Source organism: Moritella dasanensis ArB 0140 (genome assembly GCF_000276805.1).
Classification (GTDB): domain Bacteria; phylum Pseudomonadota; class Gammaproteobacteria; order Enterobacterales; family Moritellaceae; genus Moritella; species Moritella dasanensis.
The window spans coordinates 1-15,169 of record NZ_AKXQ01000045.1; the positions used below are offsets into that span (position 1 = coordinate 1).

Here is a 15,169-nt window from a genome sequence, read left to right on the forward strand (position 1 = left end):
TCCTTCTCCCTCCACCATCATTCTACTTTGTTGACTTTATATTGTGGCCAATATAATAACCGTCATCAGGGTAAAATACACATCTAGCAATAGATGACAAAAATAGAGAAAAATGTGGAGGGGTTCCCGAGTGGCCAAAGGGATCAGACTGTAAATCTGACGGCTCAGCCTTCGAAGGTTCGAATCCTTCTCCCTCCACCACTCTCTATACTCTTCAGCGACCACCTCGTTAATCACTACTTTTTTAATATTTCCTTTAATAGAATGTCCTTCATCGCTAAATTTTCATCTATCTACACTGTATTATGTCTAACTCTATTGGCTAACACACTGCCAGCACAAACCAAACCATAAAGCATTTTATACCACATTAAAACCAAGTGATTTGTCAGTAATAACAATCGACTCAAGCCTATTTTTTCGCACAAAAATCACTCAACATATCGTTCTAATTAACAAAACAGTGCTCCTCTCAAGACTCTATTATGCATACCTGCTATTGTGGTTAGTGCTAATCATTAGCGTCTAAACTTACCCACTACTCTTGAGCATCAAATAAACATGAATAAGAATTTTGACTATCGACATAAACGCGTACTCATTGTTGATGATCAACGTGCTTTTCAGATCATGCTCAAAACCATGTTGATTAACTTTGGCGCTAAAGATGTCACGCATGTGGGTAGCGCCGAAGATGCGTTAAAACAGTGCCGCAATAATACCTTCGACTTATTACTCGTTGACTACAATCTTGGCTCAGGCATTAATGGTCGTCAGTTATTTGAAGCTCTCAAAATGGATAAACTATTGCCTATCCACACCGTCTTTTTCTTGGTCACTGGTGATAACTCGAAAGCCATTGTATTAAGCGCTATTCAAATGACGCCAGATGATTATTTGATGAAGCCGTTTTCACAAAATGAGTTAAATTTACGGATTCAAAAAGCCTTCAACAAAAAAGATGCACTGCTGCCTATCTACCAAGCAATTAAAAATAATGATTTCGCACAGGCAATGGATGAATGCGATAACGTCATCATCTATTCTGCTCGCTTTCGTAATTATTGCCGTTTGTTTAAAGCAGAACTGTTAATTGAAAAAGAAATGTATGCCGAAGCTCGGACTATCTTAGAAGACTTTATAGAAGATCACCCGCATACCCAGGCGCAACTGTTGCTAGGTCGGGTCTATTATCTAGAGAAAAAATACCAACAAGCAATTCCACTATTAACCGAAATAATCAAATATAACCCGATGATACTCGATGGTTATGATTGGTTAGCACAATGCTTTAAAGATGGTGGCGACACCGAAAAAGCATTAGAAATAGTGCAACGTGCCATCAAACATTCGCACTTGTCATTAGATCGCCAAGGTTTATTAGCAGAACTCGCCCTAGATACCAATATGAATACGATAGCGAAAGAAGCCTTTTTCGCTATTCTAATGCAGACCAAGAACACCATACATCAGAACCCACAGCATTTGATTAACTATGTGCAAGCTATCATCCTCGTGGCAAAACACGAAGAAGATGGGTTTAAACAAGGCCGCTTGTTACAAGAGATTAGCGGGTTGTTTCACCGTTCTTCTCAACAACATCCTTATGTAGAAGAAGGTGAACTGTTAGCACTTGAAGGTTACAGCTTAGCGTCAATTCATAACGTCAAAGGTAATCAGGTTAAAGCCAAGAACACCCTGCTGAAAAGTAATGAAGCCTATTTGGTTGAACCTGAAGCTACACCAGAATGGTTAGGGCCACAGCTAGTTAACTTATTGGCGGAATTAGAAGAGTTTGAGCTTGCCGACAAACTCAGACCTTATATCCAACAAGGTGATGTGCACAGCGAAAAATTACTTGCGAGCATCTGTGGCGTTGAAGACAGTAAAGAGATTAAATTTCAACATCACAACAAATTGGGTATTGATGCGTTTACTGAACATAACCTTGAAGTCGCACTGGAACACTTTGAAACCGCACTCTCTATCGCACCACTCAATACCGGCGCTGCACTGAATAAAGTGCAAGTATGTCTCGCCCTACTGGTTAAAATTGAACGTCCGTGGCCAGAAATCACCAAAAAAGTATCAGACACGCTTATCGAGTTAGAAAACTTCCCGTTATCTGAACAACAAGCAGAGCGTAAAGCCGAATTGAGAAAGGAGTTTAACATTCAGCGCATGCAAGCAAAGAAAAGAGCGAATAATTAAACGTATTAAAATCATAACTTTCTAATCTGATCACATGATATAGTAATAAAAATCTAAGTTTAATCGATTCACCAACACAGGTAATTAATCGCCATGGAAGTTGTCAGTAACGGTGAAAAAGTCATTCGCAGGCTTTATGAAATCACCAATAATTATGATCTTGGTTTTGAAACTCAAATTGAACAAATCCTGAAAATGGGTCTGGAACGGTTTAACTTAGATATTGCGATCTTATCTAAAATAGACAACAACCGCTATGTGGTTAAACATTGTGTGGTACCTGCGGATATCGAACTAGCCTCTGGCGTCGAATTTGATTTAGACACCACCTATTGCCATATAACCTGCCAGGCTAAAAGCCCCATTGCGCTTGAATATGTCGGTAAACACGACCAGTATGCATCGCACCCCGCTTACCAAGCATTTGGACTTGAGTCTTATATTGGCATGCCAATCAAACTCAACGGCAAACTTTATGGCACACTTAACTTCTCTAGCCCCACGCCTTACGACAGAAAGTTTGCAGCGGTTGATATTGATGCTATACAGTTGATGGCCTCTTGGATTGAAGTAGAAATTATTAGGCGAAATCAAGAAAAACGTTTAATAGAGCTTAATTTAGCATTAGAGAAAAAAGCCTACGAAGACAGCTTAACGCTGATCCCTAACCGCCGTGCCGTGTTTAAACACATTAACGCCGATTTAAACAGAGTCAGTCGCGAGAAAAGTAACGCTGCATTAGCTATTATCGATATTGATTTATTTAAAAACATTAACGATACCTACGGTCACAAAAAAGGCGATGAAGTGTTAATCAAGGTCGCTGAATCAATTGATAATGACATTCGTGATTATGATTTTGTGGCGCGATTTGGCGGTGAAGAGTTTTTACTGTGGCTACCGAATTGTGATATGAACATCGCCACTATGGTTTGTGATCGTATCAGAAATAATATCGAGGCATTATCCTTGTGTGAAACGCCGATTACCATCTCTATCGGCATCACTTGTTTTAGCGCGGATGCACTCCAAAATCTACAATCAAAACAAAAAGTCGATGAGCTTATTTTACAGGCCGACAAAGCGCTGTATAAAGCCAAAGACGCGGGCAGAAATTGTATTAAGTTTTATGACATAGCCTAATGTCGCCCCATTTCTGCACAAATGCAAAAAACTTTAAAATTAGGCTCGCAACTGAGCCGCGAATAATGGAAGCTATAGACATAAAAAGTTTGCAGATAATAAAGGGTTAAAAACCAATGAAAATCATCTCGTTTAATATAAATGGCCTTCGCGCTCGATTACATCAACTACAAGCGATTATCGACAAGCATGCGCCTGACGTAATTGGCCTACAAGAAATCAAAGTACACAACGAAATGTTCCCAGTAGCAGCCGTTGAAGACATGGGTTATCACGTATTTTTCCACGGCCAAAAAGCCCACTATGGTGTGGCAATGATGGTGAAGAAAAGCACCGTTGCTGACGTAGAAGCGATTAAAGTGCAATACGGTTTCCCAACCGATGACGAAGAAGCGCAAAAGCGTATGATCATGGTGACGTTTGAGCAAACATCTGGCAAACCAATCACAGTGCTAAACGGTTATTTCCCACAAGGCGAGAACATCAGCCACGAAACCAAGTACCCGTACAAACGCAAATTTTATCAAGATCTAAACATCTACCTTAACGATAATCACACGGCAGAAGACGATCTGATTGTGATGGGTGATATCAATATTTCACCAGCAGAGAAAGATATCGGTATCGGTGAACCCAATGCCAAGCGTTGGTTAAAAACCGGTAAATGTAGCTTCCAACCAGAAGAACGCGAATGGTTAGCAAAACTACAAGGGTTTGGTCTACACGATACATTCCGCACCATTAAGCCTGAAGTAAGCGATCGCTATAGCTGGTTTGATTATCGTTCAAAAGGCTTTCCAGACAACCGTGGACTGCGTATTGATGTGATCTTAGCGACTGCGAGTTTGAACACTAAAGTGGTTGAAAGTGATGTTGATTACGAACTACGTGGCATCGAAAAACCATCCGATCACGCGCCAATCTGGACGACGTTTGAATAACCAAGCTGATAATCTTTTAACGCGCTAAAGTGATAAACAGTACAATAGCTTAGGTAACCATGACCTAAGCTATTTCATATCTCAAAAACACATTTTAGAAATATGTGTCTAACCTTAATGTTACCCCGACATTCAGATATCAGATGCAATAATGACACTCGCGTTGACCAAGGTATGCACCACAGCAACAAACAGTTTACTCCTCTGTGTAATGGTCAACATTTCTCCTTGTCATGGGCAATATTCCGCAAACGTTGATGCGGGAATAATAGGCTCTATTGTCGGTAATATTAATGTTCCCCAGAACTCACCAGCAACCCAGCGCTCAGGCGATGCAAGCCGTAATACCGCCACACCAAATAGCATAATACCAAATACAACGGTTCCAAAAGCGGTGATCTTAAATCCCAACATCATGACGTTACAATCGGCGACCGACAACCCTACTCCCACGGTTAAAAAGCCAACAGCAAACAGCCTTATAACGCCAACCACCATCGCCCAGCAGCAGCTTAGTGTTCATAGCCAACCGAGCTTTGAAGACCTTCCCCAGCTATTAAAAAAACGCACGATCAAAGTACTTGTGGTTAATCATCCCGCTTATTATTTTATTTACCAAAGTCGCCCGCGTGGGCTTGCTTATGACATGATGCGAGAGTACGAAAAACACCTTAACAAGAAGCACTTTAAAGACACGAGATTAAAACTTAACATCCTGTTTATTCCAGTGCCAAGTAGCCAAATAGTCAGCTTACTCGCGCAAGGTTATGGCGATATTGCCATTGGTCCGTTAATGACGCCACAGCGCCTGCAGAACCAAGTTACCCATACAGAACCCATCTATACCGATCATCAATTATTGCTCGTCAGTCACAAGTCTACGGAAGAATATAACGACATAAAGCAACTCTCAGGCAAGGAAGTATGGATACGCCGCAATAGTATTTACCATCAGCAGTTACAACACATCAACAAGCAGTTATTCCATCTCCACAAACCACCCATTTACATCAACATTGTCACCGACGAACTTGAAGATTTCGAAATTTTAGACATGGTCGATAACAAGCAAATATTCATGACTATGACTTCTAATCACAGCATGCACTTGTGGAAGAAGTTATACAAAAATATCAAGCTACATCCCCAACTAGCGGTAGGAAGTCGTATCCCGAGTACGTGGGCGGTACGTAATCACACGCCACAATTAACCAGCAGCTTAAATCAGTTTATTGCCAAGCATAAAAAAGGCACCAAAATCGGTAACATCCTGCATCGCCGCTACCTGGTGAGACACCCTTGGTTAAAAAAAGTTATTCACCAACAGTTTGAAAGTCGCTATTTAGAAACCGAACAAATCATTAAAAAGTACGCTAAACAGTACAAGTTCGATTGGCAGTTGATTCTTGCTCAAGCCTACCAAGAGTCGCGACTCAACCAAAAAGCCATTAGCCATCGCGGCGCTGTCGGGGTAATGCAAGTATTACCGTCCACCGCCAACGAACCCTATGTCAATATTAAAAACATCAACAAAGTCGATGGTAATATCCATGCGGGCGTGAAGTATTTGCACTTTATGCAGCAACGTTATTTTAGTCACGACAATATTACCGAGCTCGACTCGCTATTACTCAGTTTTGCCGCTTATAACGCCGGTCCAGCTAAGCTGATCCGTTTAAGAAGAAGGGCCTTGAAAGAGGGCTTAAATCCCAACATTTGGTTTAATCATGTCGAGAAGATTGCCGCTGACGTTATCGGCAGAGAAACGGTGGATTATGTGAACAACATTTATAAGTTTTACATCACCTACTTACTCGCGTCACGTTACCAGATTAACGATGCGCAGTTAACACAGCAGCAAGTAGCGAATACACGCTAGTGCTGCCCAAGTCAGTCATTAAGCAAGATGTCTAAACGCACGTTTTTCCAAGCGTTGGAAAACTGCAAAGATAGCAAAACATAAACACAGGTAAATACCACCCGCAAAAATAAAGGCTTCAAACGGGGCATAAAAACGTGAATACACATTGTAACCCGCACCGGTAATATCAACTAAGGTAACGACACTCGCGATAGACGTTGCATGCAGCATAAAGATAACCTCATTACTGTACGCAGGCAGTGCACGACGAAACGCCGATGGTAGGATGATACGGCGTAAGATCTGCCAATAGTTCATGCCATAAGCTTCTGCAGCTTCAATTTCACCTTTATCGGTTGTCACCAATGAACCACGAATGATCTCGGTGCTGTATGCTGCGGTGTTTAATACAAACGCTAACAAGCAAGGATAGAAGGCATCTTCTAACAAGAACCAAATTGGGCTGTCTTGAATACCATCAATCATGGTCACGCCATAATAAATCAGATACAGCTGGATCAATAACGGCGTACCACGGAAAACATAGGTAAATAGCCAAATAGTACGTGATAACCACACATACTTGCTGGTACGTATGATCGCTAACGGCACTGCCAGAAAGAAACCAATCACCACAGATAAAAAAGTCAGTTGTACTGTTAATACTGTACCGTCCCAATACTCATTTAAGATACTTGGGGTAAACATTTCATTTTGCTCAAGCAAAGCAACCAGTTGATCTAACATATTAATGACCCTCTACGCCTTTGCTAAAGTGATTTTCTAAATATTTCAGTACAATTTCACTCACCGTAGTAATGGCTAAATACACAAACGCCACAGGAATGAAAAATAAGAAAGGTTCGTAAGTGGTCATTGCCGCTTCTTTCGCTAACTTAACCATATCCGACAAACCAATGACAGAGACCAGTGCGGTGGTTTTAACCAGTACTAACCAGTTGTTTCCAATACCCGGCAATGCAAAGCGCATCATTTGTGGGAACATTACCCGACGGAATACTTGCCAGTCAGACATGCCATATGCTGTCGCCGCTTCTAATTGGCCTTTATCGACTGATAATAATGCGCCACGGAACGTCTCGCCCATGTAAGCACCAAAAATGAAACCGATTGTCAGCACACCCGCGCTGAATTCATCGATAGTAATGTACATACCATCTTCATAAAACGCCGATAAAGTTAACCAGCCTTGCTCAATATAAAATGCATTGATGGCATAGGTTTCGTGTAATTCGTATAACCATTCCGAAAAATTATTAAGCCCGACTTGCAAGCCAAAATAAATCAGCATCATCAATACTAGATCCGGTACACCACGAACCAAATTGGTATAAGCAAGCGCAATAGCAGAAGATATCTTACCGCCAGAATAGCGTGCGACAGCGGTAATCAACCCGAGTAACACGGCGATAATTAATGAAAAGATGGCGAGTTTAACGGTCAATATAGCGCCATTAAAAATACTTGGGCCATAACCTTGGAGATCTAACATAATATTCCCAGAAAGCAGTGGGCGCGGTCTTCGCGAATCGCGCCCATTTTTATTATCGTCACGCACTAATGCGCAGCGATAAAGAGACTACATTTTAATACTGTAGCTGAAGTATTTAGCTTGGATAGTCTCGTAAGTACCATCTGTTTTAATTTCTGCTAATACTTTATTAAATGTTGCTGCGAGTGACTTATCGCGTTTACGCAAAGCAACACCCATACCGTTACCCAGTTGGAAGGTATCGCCAACTGCGGCATAAGCACCTTTCTTCTCAGGGATCAGTAACGTGGTATCACCCACTGGGAAATCCAGTAATACCATGTCTAAACGACCGCCTTCAAGATCAAGTAATAAGTCACCACTGGTACTGTAACGCTTAACGGTGTTGTTCTTAGCAAAGTGATCCGTTACGTAAGTATCTTGTACTGTACCGCGCTGAACACCAATACGTAATTCTTTAAATGCCGATTTATCCGCGACATCCAGTTTAAAGTCTGCGGCAGCAAACCAACCACTTGGTGTATTGTAGTAAGGTTCAGAGAACAATACTTGCTTCGCACGCGCTTCAGTAATCGACATTGAAGAGAAGATAGCATCGTATTTACGTGATAATAAACCCGGGATAATACCGTCCCAAGATTGTACAACCCAAGTACAATTCCAATTAGCGCGTTTACAAACTTCATTACCTAAATCGATTTCGAAACCGGTTAGCTCGCCATCAGGGGTTTTATATTCAAACGGCTTGTAAGGTGAATCAACACCTAAACGAACATCAGTCCATTCTTTCGCTACTACAGTCGAAGAAAGCAATAAGCTTGTTGCAATACCTGCTGCAATAACAGTCGCTAATTTTTTCATACGTATTTCCCTATTATTATAATTGGGTCAATCAATGACCGTGCTTGTTGTTGTTTTTTCTTTTTATAGTTTTCATTTTTTAGTGCTAAAAACTGTTTTATATTTCGGTACTGGCGCTTAATACTCGGGAGCCAGTTTTAATATTTCGGCGCTAGCTTTTAATACTTAGGAGCTAACGCTTAGTATTTAGGAGCCAAGAACTGTTTAACACGTTCCGATTTCGGGTTATCGAATAATTCTTTGGGATCGCCCTGCTCTTCAATCTGGCCTTGGTGCAAGAAGATAACCTTGGTTGATACATCGCGTGCGAATGCCATTTCGTGGGTGACCACGAGCATCGTACGGCCTTCCTCTGCCAAGCTTTGCATAACACGTAGTACTTCACCGACTAATTCAGGATCTAAAGCCGAGGTTGGTTCGTCAAATAACAGCACTTCCGGTTCAACCGCCAGTGCGCGGGCAATCGCCACACGTTGTTTTTGACCACCAGATAGCTGACTTGGGTAATAGTCTTTTCTTTCCCACAAATCAACTTTCTTAAGATATTGCTCTGCGCTTGCCAGAGCGTCGCTGCGCGAGAGGCCTAACACCTGAATTGGCGCTTCAATCACATTTTCAATCACCGTCATGTGCGACCATAAATTAAAGCCTTGGAATACCATGGCGAGTCGTGAGCGAATGCGTTGAACTTGTTTTTTATTGGCTATATTTCGATTGCCATCACGATCAGTCGCCATCTCGATTAACTCACCGTTTACCGAGATATCACCTGCAGTAGGCATTTCTAACAAATTAATACAACGTAAGAACGTGCTTTTACCAGAGCCTGATGAGCCGATAATCGAGATGACATCGCCTTTATTCGCAGTCAGGTCGATGCCTTTAAGGACTTCATTGTCACCAAATGATTTATGTAAATTCTTGATGTCTAATGTGGGACTGCTACTCATTCTATTCATCCTAAATACGATTTATAACAATATAAAACATGTGCAACACTTAAATTCAAACTATGATTAAAGACTGCAACATAAAAACAGCACTTAACATAACAAATTAGCTATTCAGATAACATAAAGCGGCTTAATTTTAGTCATTAACTCCAGACTAGCGTTAAATAATGGTTCATTAACCCACTAAAAAACAAAGAGCAGGATTTAACGTTAATAATGTACACCACTGATAAGTACCCTCTTATTGGTATTTGCGGGAATTTATGCTACCTTGTGCATATAATTAAACTTTACCTTGCAAGTTTAAAATAAAGTTAATAAAAACACGCACTAACTGTAATTAAGTTACATACCCTATGGGTTAAAACAGATCAATTATGTTATTTTTCGTAATAAAAAAACATAAAAGGACATAAAATTGATCTGGATCACTTTTCAATTACTCCTAGTTAGGTAATAATGAGCACAGGTTATAGATTGAGACGACGCAATGAAAACAGTAAACCCATTTGATGTGATTCTACCAGCCGAACTGCTAAAAAAAGCAGAATCTATTGGCGTAGCAAAAGCAACTAAAGCCCCAAAACAAGCATTCATGCTTGCGATTACAGCCGGTGTATTTATTTCCATCGCATTTGCCTTCTATACTACGGTAACAACGGGTACCAGCGATGTCGCTTACGGCCTCACAAAATTCATTGGCGGATTTGCATTCAGTCTTGGTTTATTACTTGTTGTAGTCTGTGGCGGCGAACTGTTCACCAGTTCAATTCTGACTATCATTGCCCGCGCTAGCAACAAGATAACAACCCTTCAATTAGCAAAAAACTGGGCCATTGTTTACGCCGGTAACTTTGTTGGTTGCATCTTCTTTGTCCTATTAATGATATTAGCTAAACAGCATCTCGTCGCCGATGGCGCTTGGGGTATTAATGCCATGAAGATTGCCCAACACAAATTGCATCACACCTTTATTCAAGCTGTCACACTCGGCATCCTTGCAAACCTACTTGTTTGCCTTGGTATATGGATGAGTTTTGCAGCGCGCTCAATTACCGACAAATTTATTGCAGTAGCATTACCCGTTAGCATGTTTGTAGCATCTGGTTACGAACACAGTATTGCCAATATGTTTATGGTGCCACTGGGTTACATTATCGCCAACTTTTCTGGACCTGAATTCTGGTCAATGACTGGTGCTAACCCCGCTGACTTTGCTGATTTAACAATATCTAACTTTGTATTTAACAATCTTATTCCTGTCACCATCGGCAACATCATTGGCGGTGGCGTATTGGTTGGCCTGACATACTGGGCTATCTACTGCAAAAAAGAATCTTAATATCTGTTGGCAACAACGGACACGAACTTTGAAATTAAATTTTTAATAGATTAGGTGTACTTATGACTGAACAAACAATATTTGATCAAGCTTGGAAAGGTTTCACTACAGGTGAATGGACTAACGAAGTTAATCTACGTGATTTCATCCAGAAGAACTACACAGAGTTTACGGGTGATGAGTCTTTCCTAGCTGGCGCAACTGAAGCAACGAACGTGCTTTGGAACAATGTCATGGAAGGCATCAAAATCGAAAACAGCACACATGCTCCACTTGATTTTGATACATCAGTACCATCAACAATTACTTCTCACGCAGCTGGTTACATCGACCAAAGTTTAGAAACAATCGTTGGTCTACAAACTGAAAAACCATTAAAACGTGCAATTATCGCTAACGGCGGTATCCGTATGGTTGCAGGTTCTTGTAAAGCATATGGTAAAGAACTTGATCCAGTAACAGAAAAAATCTTCTCTGAATACCGTAAGACACATAACCAAGGTGTATTTGACGTATATACAAGCGACATCATGAAATGTCGTAAGTCAGGTATTCTAACGGGTTTACCAGATGCATATGGCCGTGGTCGTATCATTGGTGATTACCGTCGTGTTGCTGTATACGGCATCGACTTCCTAATGAAAGATAAATTTGCACAGCAAAAATCATTAGAAGCGAAGTTCTACTCAGGTGAAGACCTAGAAGCAACAATGCGTTTACGTGAAGAAATCTCAGAGCAGTATCGTGCTCTAGGCCAAATCAAAGAAATGGCGGCAACTTACGGTTTCGATATTTCTGGTCCTGCGACAAACGCAAAAGAAGCGATTCAGTGGACTTACTTCGGCTACTTAGCTGCTGTTAAATCACAAAATGGCGCAGCAATGAGCTTCGGTCGTGTAACAACGTTCTTAGATGTTTACATCGAACGTGATTTACAAGCAGGTATCATCACTGAGTCTGACGCTCAAGAAATGATTGACCACTTAGTAATGAAACTACGTATGGTACGTTTCCTACGTACACCTGAATACGATGAGTTATTCTCTGGTGACCCAATCTGGGCAACAGAAACTATCGCAGGTATGGGTACAGATGGTCGTTCATTAGTAACTAAATCATCATTCCGTGTACTACACACACAATACACTATGGGTCCTTCACCAGAGCCAAACATCACTGTATTGTGGGCTGAACATTTACCATTAGCCTTCAAACGCTACTGTGCGAAAGTATCTATTGATACATCATCAATCCAGTACGAAAATGATGATTTAATGCGTACCGACTTCGACAATGATGACTATGCAATTGCTTGTTGTGTATCACCAATGATCGTTGGTAAACAAATGCAGTTCTTCGGCGCTCGTAGTAACCTTGCAAAAGCATTGTTATATACAATCAATGGCGGCGTAGATGAAAAACTGAAAATCCAAATTGGTCCTAAAGCCGATAAGATCACTGATGATGTACTTGATTACGCAGATATTTCAGCGCGTTATGACAAAGTAATGGATTGGTTAGCAACAACGTATGTTACTGCCCTAAACTCTATCCATTATTCACACGATAAATATTCGTATGAAGCATCATTGATGGCATTACATGACCGTGACGTAGAACGTACAATGGCATGTGGTATCGCAGGTCTATCTGTTACTGCTGATTCACTTTCTGCAATTAAATACGCAAAAGTTAGACCAATTCGTGATGAAAATGGTATTGCAGTCGATTTCGAAATCGAAGGTGATTATCCTAAATTTGGTAACAACGATTCACGTGTTGATGATATCGCTTGTGAACTAGTTGAAACGTTCATGAAGAAAGTGGCTAGCCACAAAATGTACCGTGATGCGAAACCAACACAGTCAGTACTAACAATTACATCAAACGTTGTATACGGTAAGAAAACCGGTACTACACCAGATGGCCGTCGTGCAGGCGCACCATTCGCACCGGGTGCAAACCCAATGCATGGTCGTGATGAGAAAGGCGCAATCGCGGCCCTAACATCAGTTGCAAAACTACCGTTTGAATACGCAAAAGATGGTATCTCTTATACTTTCTCTATCGTACCAAACGCACTAGGTAAAACTGACGATACACGTCGTACTAACCTAGCTGGTTTAATGGATGGTTACTTCAAGCACAGCAGTGCAATTGAAGGTGGTCAGCACTTAAACGTAAACGTGATGGATCGTTCAATGTTACTCGACGCGATTAAGCACCCTGAAAAATACCCACAACTGACCATTCGTGTGTCTGGTTACGCGGTACGTTTCAACTCGCTAACGCCTGAACAGCAACAAGACGTGATCACACGTACATTCCAACAGTCATTCTAAGACTGATGAGAATAACGCTATAAAATATAACCTTGGTTTGTTTTTATAGTGCATAAACAGAAAAGCCTTACACATGTAAGGCTTTTTTATTTATAATAACTATATAGAGCTTTTATCATAACTTTATAGTCCTTTTATAATAACTGTATAGCCCTATCTATTGGAGATATTATGCCGCTTATTAAATCGATTGATTCTACCGAGTTGTGTAGCACAGTCGGACGCATTCATTCTACCGAATCTTTTGGCTCCGTAGATGGTCCAGGTATTCGTTACATCGTTTTCATGCAAGGCTGCTTAATGCGTTGCCTGTATTGTCACAACCGTGATTCATGGGATTTGCATTCAGGTAAAGAAACCACCGTTGATGAATTGATGCGTGAACTGGTTTCATACAAGGCATTTATGCTCGCAACGGGTGGTGGTGTCACTGCATCAGGTGGTGAAGCAATGCTCCAACCTGAATTTGTCCGTGATTTTTTCACTGCCGCGCAAGCAGAAGGTGTTAATACTTGTTTGGATACCAACGGCTATATTCGTAAATACAGCGATGTGATTGACGAAGTCCTCGATGTAACCGATTTAGTCATGCTCGATCTAAAACAAATGAACGACGTGATCCATCAAGAGCTCGCTGGCGTCAGTAATAAACGTACCCTTGAATTTGCCGAGTACTTAGCCAAGCGCAATCAAAAAACATGGATCCGTTATGTGGTTGTACCCGGGTTTACCGATGATGATGAATCAGCACATGCTCTGGGTAAATTTATTCAGCACATGGATAACATCGAAAAAGTTGAATTGCTGCCTTATCACGAACTTGGCCTGCATAAATGGAAAACCATGGGCTTTGATTACCCGCTTGACGGTGTGCCGCCGCCAAGTAAAGACACGATGGACCGCATTCAAGCAATCTTATTAGAATACAGAGATAATGTAATTTATTAATCGTCCAAACAGCATTCTATTTCAAACAGATCCTAGCTCTATGCTATGATCGGTTTTTTGTTTTAGCCTGTTGCTAACTTTACCTGAATAACGAGATCACATGAATTACCTTTGCCCTACCTACCTTTGCCCAATCTGCGCAGGCCCGTTATCCCTGCAAGACAAAAGCCTCGCTTGCGAGCAACGCCATCAATTTGATCTAGCAAAAGAAGGTTACGTTAATTTATTGCCAGTACAACACAAAAATTCAAAGAATCCTGGTGACAACAAAGAGATGATGCAAGCCCGTCGTGAGTTTCTGGACCAAGGCTTTTATCAATCGTTATCTGATAAGGTAAATAGCATTGCTCAGCAGGCTTTAGCGACTGTAGACACGCCTCACATCCTCGATTTGGGCTGTGGCGAAGGTTATTACACCCACCGCTTAGCGCAGGCTATAACGGATGCTAGTGATGCGACTATCTCCAATGTGGATAGCGCAACTGTGGATAGCAACCAAAAACTACAAATCGCCGGATTAGATATTTCTAAATCAGCGGTCCGCTATGCGGCAAAACGCTATAAGAGTATTAGCTTTTGTGTAGCCAGTGCATACGCGACCCCTTTCGCTGATGCGAGCCAAGATTTAGTCACGCGTATTTATGCACCATCACAAAACGACGAACTCGCTCGTATTATCAAAGCTGACGGTTACTTAATCACAGTGACTCCGGCTGCCGAGCATTTGTTTGAGTTAAAACAGAAGATTTATCAAACTCCTGAAAAGCATGACATGGAGATTGAAGAGATTGCTGGGTTTTATGTGGTTGAGCAACAACGTTTAACAAACGAGATCACCCTCACGCAAGCCAAAGACAGCAAGAACTTATTAGAAATGACGCCACTGGCGTGGAAAATGAATGATGAGCAAAAAGCAGCGCTCTACGCCGCAGACTTAACCCTTACGTTAGACTTTAATATTACCCTGTATAAACGTACGGCTTGATTCCCAGAAAAAATACAGAAAACTCCATACAAAAATTCAGGTAAAAAAATACCGATATTAACGTTAATA

The 15,169-nt window shown here is 41.2% G+C and carries 12 protein-coding genes and 1 tRNA gene; 9 read left to right on the forward strand and 4 right to left on the reverse strand.

The window, feature by feature from the left end:
- The first annotated feature begins 116 nt into the window (after positions 1-116).
- The 5 genes from A923_RS0121490 to A923_RS0121510 all read left to right on the forward strand — a co-directional run bounded on the left by A923_RS0121490 (position 117) and on the right by A923_RS0121510 (position 6,174).
- Positions 117-201 (forward strand) — tRNA-Tyr (locus A923_RS0121490).
- 360 nt (positions 202-561) lie between these two features.
- Positions 562-2,211: a response regulator gene (locus A923_RS0121495; protein ID WP_017223747.1), complete on the forward strand. Its 1,650-nt coding sequence runs from the start codon at positions 562-564 to the stop codon at positions 2,209-2,211.
- A 93-nt stretch (positions 2,212-2,304) separates the two neighbouring features.
- Positions 2,305-3,354, forward strand: a complete 1,050-nt coding sequence (locus A923_RS0121500) for a sensor domain-containing diguanylate cyclase (protein WP_017223748.1) — start codon at positions 2,305-2,307, stop codon at positions 3,352-3,354.
- Between the two features lie 116 nt (positions 3,355-3,470).
- Positions 3,471-4,295, forward strand: coding sequence for an exodeoxyribonuclease III (gene xthA / locus A923_RS0121505; protein ID WP_017223749.1), 825 nt, complete (start codon positions 3,471-3,473; stop codon positions 4,293-4,295).
- A gap of 151 nt (positions 4,296-4,446) precedes the next feature.
- The gene (locus A923_RS0121510; RefSeq protein WP_026006409.1) at positions 4,447-6,174 is read left to right on the forward strand and encodes an MltF family protein; all 1,728 of its coding nucleotides are present in this window, start codon (positions 4,447-4,449) and stop codon (positions 6,172-6,174) included.
- An 18-nt stretch (positions 6,175-6,192) separates the two neighbouring features.
- Here A923_RS0121510 and A923_RS0121515 read toward each other — a convergent pair whose 3' ends face one another.
- The 4 genes from A923_RS0121515 to A923_RS0121530 all read right to left on the reverse strand — a co-directional run bounded on the left by A923_RS0121515 (position 6,193) and on the right by A923_RS0121530 (position 9,480).
- On the reverse strand, positions 6,193-6,903 hold the full coding sequence (locus tag A923_RS0121515; protein ID WP_017223752.1) for an ABC transporter permease: 711 nt from the start codon (positions 6,901-6,903) through the stop codon (positions 6,193-6,195).
- A gap of 1 nt (position 6,904) precedes the next feature.
- Complete coding sequence (locus A923_RS0121520; RefSeq protein ID WP_017223753.1) at positions 6,905-7,669, reverse strand: ABC transporter permease; 765 nt, start codon at positions 7,667-7,669, stop codon at positions 6,905-6,907.
- 87 nt (positions 7,670-7,756) lie between these two features.
- Positions 7,757-8,530, reverse strand: coding sequence for a transporter substrate-binding domain-containing protein (locus tag A923_RS0121525; RefSeq protein ID WP_017223754.1), 774 nt, complete (start codon positions 8,528-8,530; stop codon positions 7,757-7,759).
- A 179-nt stretch (positions 8,531-8,709) separates the two neighbouring features.
- Positions 8,710-9,480 (reverse strand): ABC transporter ATP-binding protein, encoded by a 771-nt coding sequence (locus tag A923_RS0121530; protein WP_017223755.1) that lies wholly within the window; start codon positions 9,478-9,480, stop codon positions 8,710-8,712.
- Between the two features lie 493 nt (positions 9,481-9,973).
- On the opposite strand from A923_RS0121530, the gene focA reads away from it, so the two are divergent.
- The 4 genes from focA (at position 9,974) to rlmA (ending at position 15,100) form a co-directional block, all read left to right on the forward strand.
- Positions 9,974-10,825 carry a formate transporter FocA gene (gene focA, locus A923_RS0121535; RefSeq protein ID WP_017223756.1) on the forward strand — a complete coding sequence of 284 codons (852 nt, stop codon included), beginning with the start codon at positions 9,974-9,976 and terminating at the stop codon, positions 10,823-10,825.
- A 62-nt stretch (positions 10,826-10,887) separates the two neighbouring features.
- On the forward strand, positions 10,888-13,167 hold the full coding sequence (pflB, locus tag A923_RS0121540; protein WP_017223757.1) for a formate C-acetyltransferase: 2,280 nt from the start codon (positions 10,888-10,890) through the stop codon (positions 13,165-13,167).
- A 171-nt stretch (positions 13,168-13,338) separates the two neighbouring features.
- Positions 13,339-14,115, forward strand: coding sequence for a pyruvate formate lyase 1-activating protein (gene pflA, locus A923_RS0121545; RefSeq protein WP_017223758.1), 777 nt, complete (start codon positions 13,339-13,341; stop codon positions 14,113-14,115).
- 100 nt (positions 14,116-14,215) lie between these two features.
- On the forward strand, positions 14,216-15,100 hold the full coding sequence (rlmA, locus tag A923_RS0121550; RefSeq protein ID WP_017223759.1) for a 23S rRNA (guanine(745)-N(1))-methyltransferase: 885 nt from the start codon (positions 14,216-14,218) through the stop codon (positions 15,098-15,100).
- Positions 15,101-15,169: the final 69 nt, after the last annotated feature.

Excerpts from the sequence above, each read along its gene's own strand:
- A923_RS0121520 (WP_017223753.1), bottom strand. The coding sequence starts at position 7,669 with ATGTTAGATCTCCAAGGTTATGGCCCAAGTATTTTTAATGGCGCTATA.
- A923_RS0121510 (WP_026006409.1), top strand. The coding sequence starts at position 4,447 with ATGACACTCGCGTTGACCAAGGTATGCACCACAGCAACAAACAGTTTA.
- pflB (WP_017223757.1), top strand. The coding sequence starts at position 10,888 with ATGACTGAACAAACAATATTTGATCAAGCTTGGAAAGGTTTCACTACA.
- A923_RS0121500 (WP_017223748.1), top strand. The coding sequence starts at position 2,305 with ATGGAAGTTGTCAGTAACGGTGAAAAAGTCATTCGCAGGCTTTATGAA.
- focA (WP_017223756.1), top strand. The coding sequence starts at position 9,974 with ATGAAAACAGTAAACCCATTTGATGTGATTCTACCAGCCGAACTGCTA.
- A923_RS0121495 (WP_017223747.1), top strand. The coding sequence starts at position 562 with ATGAATAAGAATTTTGACTATCGACATAAACGCGTACTCATTGTTGAT.
- rlmA (WP_017223759.1), top strand. The coding sequence starts at position 14,216 with ATGAATTACCTTTGCCCTACCTACCTTTGCCCAATCTGCGCAGGCCCG.
- xthA (WP_017223749.1), top strand. The coding sequence starts at position 3,471 with ATGAAAATCATCTCGTTTAATATAAATGGCCTTCGCGCTCGATTACAT.
- A923_RS0121525 (WP_017223754.1), bottom strand. The coding sequence starts at position 8,530 with ATGAAAAAATTAGCGACTGTTATTGCAGCAGGTATTGCAACAAGCTTA.
- A923_RS0121530 (WP_017223755.1), bottom strand. The coding sequence starts at position 9,480 with ATGAGTAGCAGTCCCACATTAGACATCAAGAATTTACATAAATCATTT.
- pflA (WP_017223758.1), top strand. The coding sequence starts at position 13,339 with ATGCCGCTTATTAAATCGATTGATTCTACCGAGTTGTGTAGCACAGTC.
- A923_RS0121515 (WP_017223752.1), bottom strand. The coding sequence starts at position 6,903 with ATGTTAGATCAACTGGTTGCTTTGCTTGAGCAAAATGAAATGTTTACC.